Here is a 17134-nt window from a genome sequence, read left to right as displayed (position 1 = left end):
ATTGCGGTAAATACGGATGAGCATATACCTTTCTCGGATCGCCTGCGACAGGTTCGGGAAACGTGACCGGTGGATACGGTCAACAGCGCCCGTTAAACTGGCATGTACGCGGAATAAGAGAACGTACCGGCAGACCGCCGTGGTGAAGATTCTCCCTTATTCGTCCATCGCGCGAGCCGAGCCCGTCATACGGGCAGCTCGATCGTAAACGTCGTCCCGACGCCGACCTGGCTCTCGATCCGCATCGCGCCGTTATGGTTTTCGACAATTTTATTCGTAACCATCAAGCCGAGGCCGGTGCCGTTCTCCTTCGTCGTATAGAACGGCTGGCCGATCCGGGCCAGCTGGCTCTCCGGAATGCCCCGCCCTTGATCGGTGACGCGGATCATCACCCGTTCGCCGATGCGGTCGACGCCGACCGTCACGTCCCCGCCGTCCGGCATCGCCTCGATCGCGTTTTTGATAATGTTGATGAACACCTGCTTGATCTGGTTCTCGTCGCACAAAATGTACAGGGCGTCCTCCTTGCCCTGCACGAGGATCCGGATGCTCGTCATGATCGCCTGCGTCTCGAGCAGAGCCGCCACCTGACGGAGCAGCGAGACGATGTTTTTGCGCTCGAACCGGGATTGCTGCGGCTTCGCCAGCACGAGCAGCTCGGTCAAAATCATCTCGATCCGGTTGAGCTCCGACGCCAGGATATCGAAATATTCCTTCTTCGCCTCTCCGCTCCGCATCAGTTGGTGGAACCCTTTGATCGCCGTCAGCGGATTGCGGATTTCGTGCGCGATGCCGGCCGCAAGCTGCCCGGCGACCGACAGCTTCTCGGAATTGCGCAGCAGCTCCTGCGTTTTTTTCCGCTCGGTCGTGTCCCGGATGATCGAATACACCGCAGGCTCGTCCTGAAACACGGTCGGCATGGAGCGCACCTCCGTCTCGATGACGGTTCCGTCGAGCCGGTGCAGCGGGAATTCGAAGAAATCGGCCGTCTCGCCCCGCAGGACGCGCATCGACCGTTCCATCGCGTCGTTCCGGTAATCGGGCGGCACGAATCGGAGCGGATTGTCCAATATGCTTCGCCGGTCTTCCTCGGTGCGTCCGCCGAACAGCTTCACGCCCGCCTCGTTGATATATAATCCTCGGGTCGGGCTGCCGGTAATCAGCACCGCGTCGGGGGAGTTTTCGACGAGCTGCCGGTACTGCTCCTCTTGACGGGCCAGCTTCTCGGCGGCCATCCGGCGATCGGTCACGTCCCGGCCGACGGCCACGATCTTCTCCACATGGCCGTTGCGATTGCGGATGGCCCGGAACGTCGTCTCGATCCAGACGTACCGGCCGTCTTTATGCCTCACCCGGTTCCAGACGGTGGCCGCGTCGGCCATCTGGCCGGACATCGTCTGCCGGTCCTGCGGATGTACGAAATCGGTGAACGGCCGGCCGACGACTTCCTCCGGCTTGTAGCCGAGCACCGATTCGACGGCGGGCGATATGAAGCCGACCCGCAAATCGGGCGTGAAGTAGGAAATGATGTCCTGCGAGTTTTCCGATATTAGCCGGTACAGCTCCTCGTGCTTCCGAAGCTCCCGTTCCGTATGGATTCGCTCGGTAATGTCCATGATTTGGGAGATGAAATAGCGGGCGGCTCCCTTCTCGTCGCGAACGATCGAGCCGATCATGCGCGCCCATACGACATGCCCTTCCTTGTGCACGTACCGTTTCTCCAGCTCGTACGTTTCGAGCTGTCCGGCCAGCACCATGTCGGCATGCACGACATCCTTGTAAATGTCATCCGGATGCGTGATGTCGATAAATGTCAGTTTCAACAGTTCGTCCGCGCCGTATCCGACAATACGGCACAACGCCTCGTTCACTTTCAGAAACCGGCCGTCCAACGCAATTAGCGCCATGCCGATCGGCGCATGCTTGAATGCGCTCACAAACAGCAGGCGATCTTCCTCCCGCTGCGAAATTGCTTTCCTGGCCATCGGCGACTCCTCTCGTGACTTTCGGAAAACCGTTGACGTACGTTCCATCCGTCCGCTTAGCCTATTCACCATAATCATAGGACTATATGACCAATTGTGCAACATTTTCATGAAAATGCGGCGCCGGCGGGAGAAGGGGCGAACGTGTCCTCGCAAGGTGGACATGCTATAATGGACAGTATGGCATTTGGAAGCGCAAGTACGGCTCAGCAGAGGAGTGGACATCACCATTGGGCAATTGGAAGCTGAATTTGGGCGTATTGTGGTTCGGCAATTTTTTGGTCATGGCGGGCATGACGATGATCATCCCGTTTTTGCCGCTGTATATTCAGGAGCTCGGCATTACGGACCCGGATCGAGTCGCCTTCTGGTCCGGCGTTATTTTTGCCGGCAACTTCGTGACCTCGTTTTTGTTTCAGCCGTTGTGGGGCAAGCTAGCGGACCGGTACGGGCGGAAAATGATGCTGCTGCGCTCCGGCTTCGGCATGGCCGTCGTCATGACGCTGATGGGCTTTGCCGGCGACGTCTGGCATTTGCTGCTGCTGCGCATGCTGAACGGCACCATCTCCGGCTTCGTCCCCGCCGCGGTGGCGCTCATGTCGGCGACGACCCCTCGCGACAAGATGGGCTTCTCGATGGGGACGCTGCAGTCCGGCGGCACGGCCGGAAGCATACTCGGACCGTTCATCGGAGGGCTGCTGGCGGATTGGATCGGCTTCCGGCCGATTTTCTACATCACCGGCGCGCTGCTGTTCGTCGCCTCGATGCTCGCGATGTTCGTCGTCAAGGAGAAATTCGATGCGGGCAAGGCGGCCGTACAGCCGAACGTGTCCGTCGTCGCCGGCTTGAAGGAGCTGGGCAAAATACCGCAGCTGACGTCGCTGTTCGCCGTCACGTTTTTGATCCAATTCTCGATGCTCAGCTCGATGCCGTTAATCCCGCTGTTCGTGCAGCATTTGCATCCCGGCGGCGAAAACCTGGCGTTTTTCTCCGGCCTCGTCGGCTCGATTACCGGCTTCTCCAACATGATCGCCTCGCCGCTGCTCGGCCGGCTCGGGGACCGGATCGGCCAGGAGCGGGTGCTGCGCATCTCGCTGATCGGCGCGGCCGTCATGTTCATCCCGCAGGCGCTCGTCCAGAACGTCTGGCAGCTGTTCGCGGCACGGTTTCTGCTCGGCATGTTCATGGGCGGCCTGCTGCCATCGGTGAACGCGCTCATCCGCAAGCATACGCCCGACGGGATGGAAAGCCGCTCGTACAGCTTCAACAGCAGCTTTCTCAGCCTCGGCAATATGGTCGGCCCGACGGTCGGCGGCGCGCTATCCGGGCTGCTCACGATTCGCGGCATTTTTCTGATCGCGACCGCCATGCTGTTCGCGAATGCGGTCTGGGTCAGCCGAACGTTAATATACCGGAAGCGCGGACTGTAGGAGCGGACGGATTGTGCGACAAAAAGTAGAAGCCCGGAATAGGTGGCGTACGCCGCCGGTTCCGGGCTTCGTTTTCTGTTTCGTGCCGCTACTCCCGCACCCGCGCGATGCACAATCCGTCGTAAGCGGGCAATATCGCGCTTTCGAGCCGCGGATCGGTCGCCATCCGCCGGTTGAACTCGCGCATCGTCCGCACCGAGCCGCCTTGGGCTTGCGGGTCCATCGTCTTGCCGTGCATCAAGGCGTTGTCGCCGACGATGAGGGCGCCGGGGTTCGCGAGCCGGATCGCATAGTCCAAATAGTGGAGATAATTGCCTTTGTCGGCGTCGATGAAGAACAAGTCGAATTTCTCGCCGTCCGCCGCCAGCTTCTCCAGGCTCGGCAGCGCTTCGCCGATCCGGTATTCGACCGTGTCCCCGAAGCCGGCCGCCTCCATGTTCGCGCGCGCGACGGCGGCGAATTCCTCCTTCAGCTCGAGCGAGAGCAGCTTCCCTTGCCCGTTCATCCCCCGAGCGAGACAGATGCCGCTGTAGCCGCCGAGCGCGCCGATCTCGAGCAGCCGCTTCGCCCCCGACAGCCGTACGAGCAGCGTCAGCAGCCGGCCGTAGCCCGGCGCCACCGAAATGTCCGGCATCCCGTTTTGCCGGATCGTCTCCTGCACCCGCGCCAAATCCGGATCCGGCTCGTACAGCGACTCCACGTAACGGTCGGCTTCGACGAAATATCGATCCTCCATAAGCTCCTCCGTTTCACGCGCGCGAGGGCGCGTTTGTATCCATCCGGCGTTTCGCCTATACTTAATTGTATGATTTTGCTCGAAACGACGCAAACGGGCGCAGGACATGCTCCCGGAACAAGATGGAGTGGACGAACGAAGTGGACAACATCCAATTGATCGCAACCGCCCCGATGGGGCTCGAGGCGATCGTCGCCCGCGAGGTACGCGACCTCGGGTACGACGACGTCATGGTGGAGAACGGGAAAGTGACGTTTCGGGCCGACGTATCGGCGATTGCCCGCGCCAACTTATGGCTGCGGACGTCGGACCGCGTGCTGCTCAAGCTCGGGGAATTCCCCGCGAAGACGTTCGACGAGCTGTTCGAAGGGACCAAAGCGCTGCCGTGGCCGGACTGGATTCCGGAGGACGCGGAATTTCCCGTCGAAGGGCGGTCGCACAAGTCGCAGCTGTCGAGCGTGCCGGCCTGCCAAGGCATCGTGAAGAAGGCGGTCGTGGAGAAGATGAAGCTGCGCTACGGCACGGAATGGTTTCCCGAGAACGGCCCGCGCTACGTCATCGAGGTGGCGCTGTTGAACGACGTGGCGACGCTGACGATCGATACGACCGGCGCCGGCCTGCATAAGCGCGGCTACCGCAAGCTCGTCACCGAAGCGCCGCTCAAGGAGACGATGGCGGCGGCGATGGTGCTGCTCAGCCGCTGGCGGCCGGAACGGCCGCTCGTCGACCCGTTCTGCGGGTCGGGTACGATCCCGATCGAGGCGGCCATGATCGGCTGGAATATCGCCCCGGGCCTTCGCCGGGAATTCGCGGCCGAGGCGTGGCCGACGCTCGATCGCGGCATATGGGAGCGGGCGCGCGACGAGGCGTACGACCTGCTGCGGGACGACATGCCGCTCGACATCGTCGGCTCGGACATCGATCCGGCCGCGATCGAGGTGGCGCAAGCCGCCGTGAAGAAAGCCGGCCTCGCCGGCGAGCTGAGGCTGCACCAGGCGCCGGTCGCCAAGCTGTGGCCGGACGGCGACTACGGCTGCATCGTGACGAATCCGCCCTACGGGGAGCGGATCGGCACGAAGGACGAGGTCGAGAAGGCGATCCGCCAGCTCGGCGGCATCTTCGACAAGCTGCCGACGTGGTCGGCGTTCGCGCTCAGTCCGAACAAGCAGTACGAGCATTATTTCGGCCGCGCCGCGGACAAGAAGCGGAAGCTGTTCAACGGCAGAATCGAGTGCAACCTGTACATGTATCACGGTCCGCTGCCGCCTCGGAAAACGGAGCGGGACGCTTCCGACGAGTGATACGAACGACGAGCGCCTCCGGCCCGTGCGCCATGCACGGTCGGAGGCGCTCGTCTTGTCGGTGCCCGCTATCGCTTCGCTCCGCGCCACGCCCGCACGCTTTCCACGAAACGGGTCGGCTCGTCCGTCGCGAACCAGCGAATGCCCAGGTCGAGCAAATCGCCGATCGAACGCTCGTCGAAGGCGAACGGCAGCACCTCCAAATCGACGCCCGCCTCGGATGCCGCCGCCAGCGCTTCCCGGAGCCGCTCCGGCTCGATCGCGTACGGCCATTCGTCGCCGTTGCGCCCGTCCCAGTCGATCGTCTGCGGGCTGTTCAGGTGAAGCTGGACTTGATCCAGCCCGTCGAAGCCGGATTCGCGCGCTTCCCGGAACGTCTCGAGGATGCGCTCGGCGCTTCCGCCGATCCATAGCATGCTGCGCACGTCTTGGGCGATTTGCTTCATCCGCTTGCAGTTGGCCTGCCGGTTGTGGGTGAAAATGATTTGCCGGTTCACGCCGTACCGGTCGATCAGCTCGCCGAGCTTGTCCAGATCGACCTGCTTCAAATCCAAATAAAATTGCCGCTCCGGCCGTCCCCGAAGCTCCTCGAACACTTCCTCGAGCGACGGGATCCGTTCGCCCGCGAACCGCGAGTCGAACGGCGTCCCCGCGTCCCAGCGCCGCACCTCCGCGAAATCCAGCTCCGATACGGGCACGTCCTTGACGCCGTCCGGCGCGTCCGTCGTCCGGGCCAGCGTCTCGTCGTGCAGGCAGACGATGACCCCGTCGCGGGTCGTGCGGATGTCCGCCTCCGGGATGCCGCCGAGCGTCCAGGCGTGCACATTCGCCGCCATCGTATTGTCGGGCGCTTCATAAGCGCCGCCGCCCCGATGCGCCTGCCAGTAGACACGGTCCGGGTCGCCGGAGGCTCCGTCTATTGCGACGGCTGTACCGGCCGGGCCGCCGTACAGCTCCGCCGCGATGTCACCGGCATACCGGTCCAGGACGCCGAGCTGGTCGGCCAGCTGCAGGACGGTGTACCGGTTGCGCACCTCTTTCGCGACGCGCAGCGCGTCGACCAGCTCCTCCCGGGTCACGCCGATTTCAAGCGGATCGACCGGCGCTCCGACTTCCCGGAGCAGTCCCGCGACGTCCGGCGCGAGCGCGACAATCGCCTCCAGCCGGCGCTTCAGCTCGGGCCATCGGCCGATCAGCTTCGCATGCTTGGCGTCCAGCTCGTCCTGGCTCGCGAACGCTGCGCGGTTCGCCGCGATCATCTCTTCCGCGAGCGGTCCGTAGCAGCGGCTCAGCTCGCGCTCCCACCCGGCGATTTGCGCCGCCGTTTTCTCCCGCATCCGCATCGATCCGACATCGGCGCCCAAAAGCCGCTCGTACAGCTTCAGGACGATCGGCGTCGCGACCCCGACCTTGATGCCGTGCAGATCGGTCCGGTGCCCCTCCGCAAAATGTTTCATTTCCCAATAGTGGGACAGGTGGTGCTCCGATCCCGAAGCGGGACGCGAATGGCCGATCATTTGCATGGCGAGGCCGGACAGGACGAGCCCTTCCGTCAGCTCCTTGATCGCGACGGGCTCCCCTTTCGCGATCGCCCCGACGCTGCCCGCGATCCCCGTGAGCGCCCGGACCATCAGGCCGGAGACGACCTCGCAGTAATGCTCGTCCTCCACGGCCGCCGCCAGCAGCCAGTCGCACAGGGCGGTTATTTTGGCCAGCATGTCGCCGACACCCGCGGCAACCATCGCCTTCGGCGCCTGAGCGATCACCCGCAAATCGCCGATCAGGGCGACCGGGGAGGCGGCGGCGTACGTTTTTTTGAACCCGTTCACGAGCAGCGGCGAACCCGTCGACGCATAGCCGTCCATCGACGGCGCCGTCGCTACGACGATATACGGAATTTTCGCCTTGTAGCTCAAAATGCGGGCGATGTCGTTGATCGTTCCCGAGCCGACGGCGATCAGCAGACCGATATCCGGCTCCAAATCGATGAGCGCCCGGACGACCGCCTTCTCGTCGGCGTATTCGACGGGCTCCGGATACACGCTCATGACGACGTCCCGTCCGGCGCTCTTCAAATGCTCGGCCAGCTCTCTCCCCGCCACCGCATACGTGGACGGATCGGCGAGCAGCATCGCCTTGCCGTCCAAGCCCAGCTCCTTGATCGTATCGGCGACCCGGTGCAGCGCCCCGTCTTCGACGATCAGTCTGCGCATCGCCACTTGATGGGTCCGTCCGCACGTACAGTCGAACGAAATGCCGGTCAGTCTCTCCGCCGATCGCTGCCCGACCGATTGTACCGTTATCGTCTCCATAACCCGTTCCTTTCCGTTTCCGCTAGGATCGATTCCGTATAAGGGTTTGACACGGATGGTGCCGATTCCTTCGAGAGACGAAAAAAAGACCGCCTCCCGGGCGGTCGCGAGTCGGGCGGCATCAGCCGCGGGGCGGACGGATGCGGACGATGCCGACGTCGGATGCGTTGATGGCGATCGAGTTGCCCCCTTGCTCGATGGAGGCGTTCGCGGTTTGCTTGCCGATAATCGTGTTATGGTCTTTTTTCTGCTGCTTTTTGCCGTACTTGCGTCTGGATCCGTAGTTGGCCATCGGTTCTCACCTCCTCTCCAAAGAACGCGGACCGGGGCGGAGCCCGGCCGTTCGGGAGGCGATCACGATCGGCGCTTGCGGCTTTTATGGAGCTTGTGCCGTTTGAAGTCTTTTTGATGCTTGACGATTTGCACGCTCAGCGCGTTGTTCGCGACTGCGTTTCCTTGGGTCGCTTCGGCGGTGGCGACCTGATAAATATGAATGATGACGTATTGGTTTTTGCCGACCCGGTGCCGGTACGTTTTGACGAGCGTTTTGTTCAAGGCGATTCCTCCTGACAGCCATTAACTCCGTACCACGATATGCGATCGGAGCAAGGCCCGTCCGGGCAGCCCTACGACGGCGGCGCGGCCACACGAAAAAAGAGGCGGATTTCGGGTCCGCCCCTTCCGTCGATTCCGTATTCGGTTATCGATCAGCCGTTCCGCTTTATCGCCTCGACAAGCTGCGCGAGCACGTCGTCGGCCTTCTCGTAGTCGACCTGGCACGTGCCGGCCGCCACATGGCCGCCGCCCCCGTAGGACAGCATGAGCGAGCCGATGTCCGTTTTCGCGCCGCGGTTGACGATGCTGTGGCCGCAGGCGAAGACGCAGTTTTGTTTATTTTTGCCGTCGACGATCCAGATCGATACGTTCTGCTCCGGATACAGCGCGTACACCATGAATCGGTTGCCCGGATAGATCGGATCGACGCCGCGCAGGTCGGTTACGATCACGTTGCCGTCCGTGTGCGTATGCGCCGCAAGCATCTCGCGGTACTGTGCGTCGAGCTCGTAGTACCGCTTCACCCGTTCGACCACGTCCGGCAGCTCCATAATGTCGTCGACCGTCTTCGTCATACAGTGGTCGACGAGGTCTTCCATCAGCTGGTAGTTGCTGATCCGGTAATCGCGATACCGGCCGAGTCCCGTCCGGGCGTCCATGATGAACGACAGCAAGTCCCAGCCTTTCGGGTTCAAAATGTCGTCTTTGCTGAACTGCGCCGCATCGGCTTTATCGACGCCGGCCATAATGTCGTCGAGCTCCGGCCCGAATTTGTCCCGTCCGCCGTAATAGTCGTACACGACACGCGCGGCACTGGGCGCGATGCGGGTTTCGCCCTTGTACTCGATGTTCTCCCCGTTGCGGGTCAGCTCGCTCGAATGATGGTCGAACCAGAGACCGCAGCCCGGAACGTAAGGCACGTTCGCGAGAATGTCGTTCTCGCTCACTTCAATCAAGCCGTCCTGCACGTCTTTCGGGTGGACGAATTTCATTTCGTCGACCATCCCGAGCTTTTTGAACAGCATCGCGCAGACGAGGCCGTCGAAATCGGATCTTGTGATGAGACGCATTGATGAACCCTCTCCCGTTCATAGTTCTTATGTACCAAACAAACCCCTGCATTGCCGTCCGTTCTCCTGCCGAAGACCGTCAAACACGCCGTTTCAGCGTTGGTTCGTTCGGACTGCCACGTCTCATTATAATCGAAAGAAAGCAGCATAGGAAGACGAAAAAACGGTTCGTTATGCGCAATTCGCACGTTCGTCACGAATCGACAAGACGGTCGTTTAAAAAAAGCGGCGCCTCGCGGCACCGCCTTATTATGGGAAACGTTCGATCACTTCACGACGATATGGATCGGATGGCCGAGCGCCACTTCCGACGCGTCCATGACGATTTCGCCGAGCGTCGGATGCGCGTGGATCGTAAGCGAAATGTCTTCCACGGTCGCGCCCATCTCGATGGCGAGTCCGAGCTCCGCGATCAGGTTGGACGCTTCCGCGCCGACGATTTGCGCGCCGATCAGCAGCCCCGTATCCTTGTCGCCGACCAGCTTGACGAAGCCTTCGTTCGCGCCGATCGATTGCGCGCGTCCGTTCGCCCCGTAGCTGAACCGTCCGGAGAAGACGTTGACGCCCTTCTCCTTCGCTTCGGTTTCGCTCAAGCCGACGCTGGCGATTTCCGGCTCGGAGAAGACGACCGCCGGGATCGCCTTGTAATCGACCGCGCTAGGCTGTCCGGCGATCGCTTCCGCCGCCACCTTCGCTTCGTACGTCGCCTTGTGGGCGAGCGACGGACCCGGGACGACGTCGCCGATCGCGAAAATGTTCGGAACGCTCGTACGGCCCTGATGATCGACCTCGATCAAGCCGCGGTCGGTCATTTTCACGCCGATCGCCTGCAAGCCCAGTTCGTCCGTGTTCGGTTTGCGCCCGACCGTCACGAGGACGTAATCGGCCGTCACCTGCTTCTCTTCGCCGCCGACCGTATACGTCACCGTCACGTCGGTATCGGTTTGCTTCGCGTCTTTCGCCAGCGCCTCGGTGACGACGTCGACGTTCGACTTTTTCAAGCTGCGTCCGACATAGCGGGACAGCTCCTTCTCGAAGCCCGGCAAAATCGTGTCGGAGCCTTCCAGCACCGTTACCTTCGTACCGAACTTGGCGTACGTCTGGCCGAGCTCGATGCCGATGTAGCCGCCGCCGATAACGATCATGCTCTTCGGAATTTCCGGCAGGCTGAGCGCCTCCGTCGACGACAGGATCCGTTTGCCGAACGGAAAAGCTTTCAGCTCGATCGGACGGGAGCCTGTCGCGATAATGCAGTGGTTGAACTTATATTGCGTCGAATCGCTTTCCGTCGCGACGCTGACGACCGAATCGCTGACGAAAAACGCTTCGCCCGAGACGAACTGCACCTTGTTGCCCTTCAGCAGCGTACCGACGCCGCCGCTTTGCTTTTTGACGATGCCGTTTTTCCATTCTTGAACCTTCGCCCAGTCGACCTTCACGTCCCCGACGTTGATCCCGTATTCGGAGCCCTGCAGCGCCGATTCGTACCGGTGTGCCGCCGAAATGAGCGCCTTCGAAGGGATACAGCCGCGGTTCAGGCAGACGCCGCCGACTTCGGCTTTGTCCACGCAGACGACCGACTTGCCGAGTTGAGCCGCGCGAATGGCGGCCACGTAACCGCCCGGGCCGGAACCGATAACCAGGACGTCGACATCTACCGTAAGCGTTCCGACTACCATGCGCTTACACCTCCATAACCATAAGTTGCGGATCTTCGAGCAGCGATTTGATGTAATTCATCGCGTTCTGGGCGGTGGCGCCGTCGATCAGACGGTGGTCGAAGCTCAAGGAAAGCGCCATGACGTTGCCGACGACGATTTGTCCGTCGCGGACGACCGGCTTCTCCGAGATGCGTCCCGTCCCCAGGATGGCCACTTCCGGATAGTTGATGACCGGCGTGAAGAACATGCCGCCCGCCGATCCGATATTCGTAATCGAGATCGTGCTGCCTTTCATTTCGTTCGGCCCGAGCTTGCCGTCGCGGCCGCGAACGGCCAAATCGCGGATTTCGTTCGCGATCTGCCACACGTTTTTGCGATCGGAATCGAATACGACCGGCACGATCAAGCCGTTGTCCGTATCGGTGGCGATGCCGATGTTGTAATACTTTTTATAGACGATTTCGTTCTTCTCGTCGTCGATCGAAGCGTTCAAAGCCGGATACTGCTTCACGGCCGCGACGAGCGCTTTGACGATGAACGGCAGGTACGTCAGCTTGACGCCTTTTTTCTCGGCGAGCGGCTTCGCTTTTTGGCGGAGCTCGACGAGCGCGGTGACGTCCACTTCGTCCATGATCGTCACGTGCGGAGCCGTGTATACCGATTTGACCATCGCATTCGCGATCGCCTTGCGGATGCCTTTGAACGGCACGCGCTCCTCGACGCGCTCGCCCGCTGCGACCGCAGCCGCTGCCGGTGCAGCCGCCGCAGGGGCCGCCTTTTCGGCCGCAGGCGCCGCCGCCTGGCCGCCGCCCGCCGCGAACGCGAGCACGTCTTCCTTCGTCGCTTGGCCGTTGCGGCCGGTGCCCTTGACGAGCGTCAAGTCGACGCCCTTCTCGCGGGCGAATTTGCGCACGCTCGGCGTCGCCAGCACTTGGCCGGCCGCCGCAGGCGCGCTCGGTGCCGGTGCGGCTGCCGCAGGCTCGGCCGCTGGCGCTGCTGCAGGCGCTGCCGGTGCCGCAGCGGCGGGAGCCGCCGCAGGGGCCGGCGCGGATGCTGCCGGCGCCGGAGCAGCCGCCGCAGGCGCGTCGCCGCCGCCGTGATGGATCGACTCCGGCGGAATTTCGCCGACGACGTCGATAACCGCGAGCGGGTCGCCCACGTGCGAAACGGTGCCTTCGGCCACCTTCAGCTCGACGATTTTGCCCGTTACGGGCGACGGCACTTCGACGACCGCCTTGTCGTTTTGCACGTCCATAATGATTTGATCTTCTTTTATTTCATCGCCGGGCTTAACGTGCCATTTGACGATTTCGCCTTCGTGAAGGCCCTCGCCGAGCTCCGGGAGTCGGAATTGCCAGATCGCCATAGTGTTACCTCCTGTCGGATCGCCTTATGCGTCCGGACGGATGCGAATCGCCGCACGTCCGCGCCCCAAGGCTTCGCTCCTATGTTCTTCGCATGATTGCTGCAAGGCCCGCTCTTACAAAAGAAGAGCGGTTCGCCGCTCTTATTTTGCTGTGAGGCCGATTAAAAATTCAGAACTTGGTTGATGCCTTCGATGACGCGCGCCGGTGTCGGCAGCCATTCGTCTTCGATTTGGCCGAACGCATATACCGTATCCGGAGCGGCGACGCGCAGAACCGGCGCTTCCAGGTGCAGAATCGCCTTCTCGTTCACCTGCGCGATCACTTCCGCGGCGATGCCCGCCGTTTTTTGCGCTTCCTGTACGACGATGGCGCGGTTCGTTTTCTTGATCGACTCGACGATCGTCTCGATATCGAGCGGCATGAGCGTGCGCAGGTCGATAACCTCGACGGATACGCCTTGCGATTTCTCGATTTCCTCGGCCGCCTTGAGCGACGTATGAACCATCGCGCCGTACGTCAAAATCGTGACGTCCTTGCCTTCGCGAACGACGTTCGCCTTGCCGATCGGCACCGTGTAGTCGCCCTCCGGCACCTCGGCGCGGAATGCGCGGTACAGCTTCAGATGCTCCATGAAGAACACCGGATCGTTATCGCGGATCGCCGAGATGAGCAAGCCTTTGGCGTCGTACGGGTTGGACGGTACGACGACCTTGATGCCCGGCGTCTGCACGAGCATGCCCTCGAGGCTGTCCGTGTGCAGCTCCGCCGCTTTGACGCCGCCGCCGAACGGCGTGCGGATGACGATCGGCGCGTTGTAACGGCCGCCGGAACGCCAGCGAAGACGCGCCGCTTGCGCGACGATGGAGTCCATCACTTCGAAGATGAAGCCGATGAACTGCACCTCCATGATCGGACGAAAGCCTTGTACGCTGAGACCGACCGCAAGACCGCCGATGCCGGACTCCGCGAGCGGCGTATCGAATACGCGCTCTTCGCCGAATTCCTTCTGCAATCCTTCGGTGGCGCGGAATACGCCGCCGACGTGCCCGACGTCTTCCCCGAATACCATGACGTTCGGGTCGCGCTGAAGCTCCAGCTTCATCGCTTCGTTAATCGCTTGAATCATCGTCAACTGTGCCATCGCTTACTTGCCCCCCTTGCCCGAAAACCAAGCTTTTTGCTCTTCCAAATGCGGCGGTGTCGTCTCGAACATCGTGTCGATCAAGCCCGGAACGGTCATTTTCTCCGTCTCTTCGGCTTTCTTGATCTGCTCGTTGACGTGCTCCTTCGCTTCCTCGATCACTTTGTTCTCTTCCTCTTCGCTCCACAAGCCTTTGGCCGTCAAATAAGTGCGGAACCGGACGAGCGGATCCCGCGTCTCCCATTCGCCGGATTCTTCTTTCGTTCTGTATTTGGACGGATCGTCCCCGGACATCGAGTGCGGGCCGAACCGGTACGTGATCGCTTCGATCAAGGTCGGTACGCCTTCGAGCGCATGCTGGCGCGCTTCGGATACGGCTTGGTAGACGGCGAGCACGTCCATCCCGTCGACCTGTACGCCGCGAATGCCGGCGGCGACCGCTTTTTGGGCGATCGTCGGCGCCATCGTCTGCTTCGCGCGAGGCGTCGAAATGGCGTAGCCGTTATTTTGTACGAAGAAAATGCAAGGCAGCTTGAACGCGCCCGCGAAGTTCATTCCTTCGTAGAAGTCGCCTTGGGAGCTGCCGCCGTCGCCGGTGTAGGCGATCGCGACGTTCGGCTTGCCGCGGCGCTTCAAGCCCATGGCGACGCCCGGCGCTTGTACGATTTGCGCGCCGATGATGATTTGCGGGAGCAGCACGTTCACGCCTTCCGGAATTTGACCGCCGTGCTGATGGCCGCGGGAGTACAGGAACGCCTGATACAGCGGAAGGCCGTGCCAGACGAGCTGCGGCATGTCGCGGTAGCCCGGGCATACCCAGTCTTCTTTGTCGAGCGCGAATTCGCTCCCGATCATGGAAGCTTCCTGGCCGGATACCGGCGCGAAAAACCCGAGACGTCCTTGCCGGCTGAGCGATACGGCGCGCTGGTCCCACGTGCGGGTGAACACCATGCGGCGCATCAGTTCCTTCAATTGATCGTCGGACAAATTCGGTACGGCTTCCGGGTTCGCGATTTCGCCGTTCGGGGACAATACCGACAACGGCTTGATTTCGTCGATCCGGACTTCGGACATGGACTTGCTGCTCATCGCTTTCACCTCTGTATTAGTTTGCAAATCGTGTTATAACAAAACAGCCAACTGTTATAGTATATTGTTCGCTCTGTTTCATAACAATGTAAGGTTCTACGCTTGAAATCACTTTATTCCGCATCGTTATCGATATGTAACAGAGCAATATCATTATATAGTACAGTTCGCCAAAAAGCTATAGCTTCCCGGTAAAACTTTTTCTATTCTCCGCCATCGCTGCTATAATTATTGTACACTTGCGAAGGCAAATTCAATCTGGAAAGGAAAACGCCGCCTTGACCGACTCCCGCTACACGAAACGTACGATTATCAAGGAGGAAGTCGCTTCCTCCGAGCTGTCCGAAACGCGAACCGTCAAAATCTATTTGCCTCCGGGCTATAACGAGCTGCTCACCTACCCTGTCTTGTATACCCAAGACGGGGAGGATTTTTTCAATTTCGGCCGCGTCGCGACCCATGCGAACCGGCTTATTTTGGACGAGGGAATGGAGCCCGTCCTCATCGTCGGCGTCGACGTCGACAAAACGCGGCGCAACGACGAATACGCCCCCGAAGGATCGCGCTTCGCCGCCTATTGCCGTTTCTTCGCGGACGAGCTCGTCCCGTTCGTGGAGAGCCGGTATCCGGCCCGGCGCGACCGCGCCGAGCGGGTCATCGCCGGCGACTCGCTCGGCGGCACCGTATCGCTGCATATCGCGCTCGACTACCCGGATGCGTTCAACCGCGTCCTCGCCTTGTCCGGAGCGTTTTTCTCGGGCACGCGCGAACGGATCGCCGCCGAATCCGAGCTGACTTGGCTCGAGCTGTACATGCTGGTCGGGCTGCAGGAGACGAGCGTCGAGACGTCGCGGGGGACGTTCGATTTCGTCACGGAAAACCGGCTTACGCGCGATTTGCTGAACTCGAAGGGGGCCGAGCTCGTCTATGAGGAAAAGGATGGCAAACATGTGTGGGGTTTTTGGCAAAACGAGCTGCCGGGCGTCATGATGCGTTTCTTCGGATAACCGTCGGGCACGGCCGCGGGCCGAATTCCACGTTTGCATCCCCGAATCGACGGCTACACTGGTACAGCCGATCATTACGAATTCGCGAGGAAGCTCATGGACGTTTTGCCCTATTTGGTTAAAGCTGCATCCGTCGTTATGTTTATCGCCGTCGTGCTCTGTCTCGTCGGCAAAACGGTGCGGGAATGGTTCGGTTGGAACCCGTTCGGCTTGGCCGGCCCCGCCGGTACCGGAGATCGCCTGCCGCTCACGCCCGCCGGGACGCGCGTGCCGTCTTCGGAAGTATGGCGCGGCGTGATCGTCTTGTTTGCCGTCACGCGCGCCATCGTCTTTATTGCCGGTTTTGCGTTCGCCGCCCTGATCGGCGAATGGAAGCCGTCGCTGTACGACACGTTCGTCTCCTACTGGCGCGAGTACGATACGTACCATTACTTGAGCATTGCCGGGACGGGCTACCACGCCGACGGCGACTCGGCGATCACGATCGCCTTTTACCCGCTGTATCCGGCTTTGATCCGCTTGGTCGGCTTTCTCGTACCGGACTTGTTCGCGGCGGGTCTCATCGTCTCCAACGCGTTCCTGCTGATCGGCATGTATGCGCTCGTCCGGCTCGTCGAGCTCGATGCGCCGGGGCGGACGGCTTTCGCTTCCGCCAAGCTGATGATGCTGTACCCGTTATCGTTTTTCTTCAGCATCGTTTATACGGAATCGCTGTTCTTCGCCCTCTGCGTCTTGTCCGTCTACAACGCGCGCAAGCGCAAGTGGCTGCTCGCCGGCGTCTTCGGCATGCTGGCGGCGCTCACCCGCAACCAGGGAGTGCTGCTCGCCGTACCGATCGCGATCGAGCTGATCGAAACGTGGCGCGAGCATCGTTCGAGCAGCGGCTCGGACAACGGGAACGCCAAGAAGGCGCCCCGGGCCCGGGAGCTGGCGTCGGGTGCGGCGGCCGTACTGCTGCCCTCGTTCGGCATTTTCCTGTATTTGCTCGTCAACAAGCTGGCGACCGGCGACTGGTTTCGGTTTCTGTTTCATCAGAAGGAATATTGGGGGCAGACGTTCGGCTTTTTCGCCGACAACCTCGCCGTCCATATGTACCGGACGCTGCACGAGAACCGTCCACTGTTCGCGCTCGGCGTCTGGATTCCGCAAATGATTTTGTTTTTCGCCGTGCACGGGCTGTTGATCGCGATGACGAACAAAACCCGGCTTTCGTACTGGGCGTATTCGTTCGTCTATCTCGTCGTGTCCTACGCGCCTACCGGACTGTTGAGCGGGGCTCGCTACGTGGGCGGCATGTTCACGCTGTATCTTTTCATGGCGCTGGCGGCGAGCGAGTGGCCGGCGAGGCGGAAAACGTTCGTCGACGCGGGACTGGTCGTCCTGCTTCTCGGCTATACGCTGCTGTTCGGGTTGAATTACGTGTTTTGACGCGCCGGGCGATTCCCGAAAAATTCCGTTCGTTCCGGCTCGGCGCCCTGTA

Annotated in this window: 14 protein-coding genes; 4 read left to right on the top strand and 10 right to left on the bottom strand. The window is 61.3% G+C overall.

Features of this window, described 5'->3' with window-relative positions; all coding sequences use genetic code 11:
- Window positions 1-185 precede the first annotated feature (185 nt).
- Window positions 186-1985, bottom strand: coding sequence for a PAS domain S-box protein (locus DLM86_RS04470; RefSeq protein WP_158289316.1), 1800 nt, complete (start codon window positions 1983-1985; stop codon window positions 186-188).
- A 230-nt stretch (window positions 1986-2215) separates the two neighbouring features.
- On the opposite strand from DLM86_RS04470, the gene DLM86_RS04465 reads away from it, so the two are divergent.
- Window positions 2216-3415: an MFS transporter gene (locus tag DLM86_RS04465; protein WP_110838773.1), complete on the top strand. Its 1200-nt coding sequence runs from the start codon at window positions 2216-2218 to the stop codon at window positions 3413-3415.
- A gap of 88 nt (window positions 3416-3503) precedes the next feature.
- Here the strand turns inward: DLM86_RS04465 and DLM86_RS04460 are convergent, their stop codons facing one another.
- A complete protein-coding gene (locus DLM86_RS04460; protein ID WP_110838772.1) occupies window positions 3504-4151 on the bottom strand; it encodes an O-methyltransferase in 648 nt (215 codons plus the stop codon).
- Between the two features lie 122 nt (window positions 4152-4273).
- Here DLM86_RS04460 and DLM86_RS04455 point away from each other — a divergent pair, with 122 nt between their 5' ends.
- Window positions 4274-5452 carry a THUMP domain-containing class I SAM-dependent RNA methyltransferase gene (locus tag DLM86_RS04455; protein WP_110838771.1) on the top strand — a complete coding sequence of 393 codons (1179 nt, stop codon included), beginning with the start codon at window positions 4274-4276 and terminating at the stop codon, window positions 5450-5452.
- Between the two features lie 68 nt (window positions 5453-5520).
- Here DLM86_RS04455 and DLM86_RS04450 read toward each other — a convergent pair whose 3' ends face one another.
- The 8 genes from DLM86_RS04450 to pdhA all read right to left on the bottom strand — a co-directional run bounded on the left by DLM86_RS04450 (window position 5521) and on the right by pdhA (window position 14647).
- Window positions 5521-7764, bottom strand: a complete 2244-nt coding sequence (locus DLM86_RS04450) for an iron-containing alcohol dehydrogenase (RefSeq protein WP_110838770.1) — start codon at window positions 7762-7764, stop codon at window positions 5521-5523.
- A 121-nt stretch (window positions 7765-7885) separates the two neighbouring features.
- Window positions 7886-8056: a hypothetical protein gene (locus DLM86_RS32295; RefSeq protein WP_170143690.1), complete on the bottom strand. Its 171-nt coding sequence runs from the start codon at window positions 8054-8056 to the stop codon at window positions 7886-7888.
- A gap of 62 nt (window positions 8057-8118) precedes the next feature.
- Entirely contained in the window at window positions 8119-8319 is a 201-nt protein-coding gene (locus DLM86_RS04445; protein WP_110838769.1) for a hypothetical protein, read from the bottom strand.
- Window positions 8320-8471: 152 nt separating this feature from the next.
- Window positions 8472-9389 (bottom strand): DHH family phosphoesterase, encoded by a 918-nt coding sequence (locus DLM86_RS04440; RefSeq protein ID WP_110838768.1) that lies wholly within the window; start codon window positions 9387-9389, stop codon window positions 8472-8474.
- Between the two features lie 266 nt (window positions 9390-9655).
- A complete protein-coding gene (lpdA, locus tag DLM86_RS04435; RefSeq protein WP_110838767.1) occupies window positions 9656-11068 on the bottom strand; it encodes a dihydrolipoyl dehydrogenase in 1413 nt (470 codons plus the stop codon).
- Window positions 11069-11072: 4 nt separating this feature from the next.
- The gene (locus DLM86_RS04430) at window positions 11073-12416 is read right to left on the bottom strand and encodes a dihydrolipoamide acetyltransferase family protein (protein ID WP_110838766.1); all 1344 of its coding nucleotides are present in this window, start codon (window positions 12414-12416) and stop codon (window positions 11073-11075) included.
- A gap of 161 nt (window positions 12417-12577) precedes the next feature.
- Window positions 12578-13558, bottom strand: coding sequence for an alpha-ketoacid dehydrogenase subunit beta (locus DLM86_RS04425; protein ID WP_110838765.1), 981 nt, complete (start codon window positions 13556-13558; stop codon window positions 12578-12580).
- 3 nt (window positions 13559-13561) lie between these two features.
- Window positions 13562-14647, bottom strand: a complete 1086-nt coding sequence (pdhA, locus tag DLM86_RS04420; RefSeq protein ID WP_245954352.1) for a pyruvate dehydrogenase (acetyl-transferring) E1 component subunit alpha — start codon at window positions 14645-14647, stop codon at window positions 13562-13564.
- Between the two features lie 278 nt (window positions 14648-14925).
- On the opposite strand from pdhA, the gene DLM86_RS04415 reads away from it, so the two are divergent.
- Both DLM86_RS04415 and DLM86_RS04410 read left to right on the top strand, forming a co-directional pair.
- Window positions 14926-15654 (top strand): alpha/beta hydrolase, encoded by a 729-nt coding sequence (locus DLM86_RS04415; RefSeq protein WP_110838764.1) that lies wholly within the window; start codon window positions 14926-14928, stop codon window positions 15652-15654.
- A gap of 96 nt (window positions 15655-15750) precedes the next feature.
- Entirely contained in the window at window positions 15751-17082 is a 1332-nt protein-coding gene (locus DLM86_RS04410) for a glycosyltransferase family protein (RefSeq protein ID WP_110838763.1), read from the top strand.
- Window positions 17083-17134 lie beyond the last annotated feature (52 nt).

Origin of the sequence: Paenibacillus flagellatus (assembly GCF_003217775.1) — a bacterium.
GTDB classification, from domain to species: Bacteria; Bacillota; Bacilli; order Paenibacillales; family NBRC-103111; genus Paenibacillus_AB; species Paenibacillus_AB flagellatus.
This window is presented reverse-complemented; position numbering and strand designations above follow the sequence as displayed.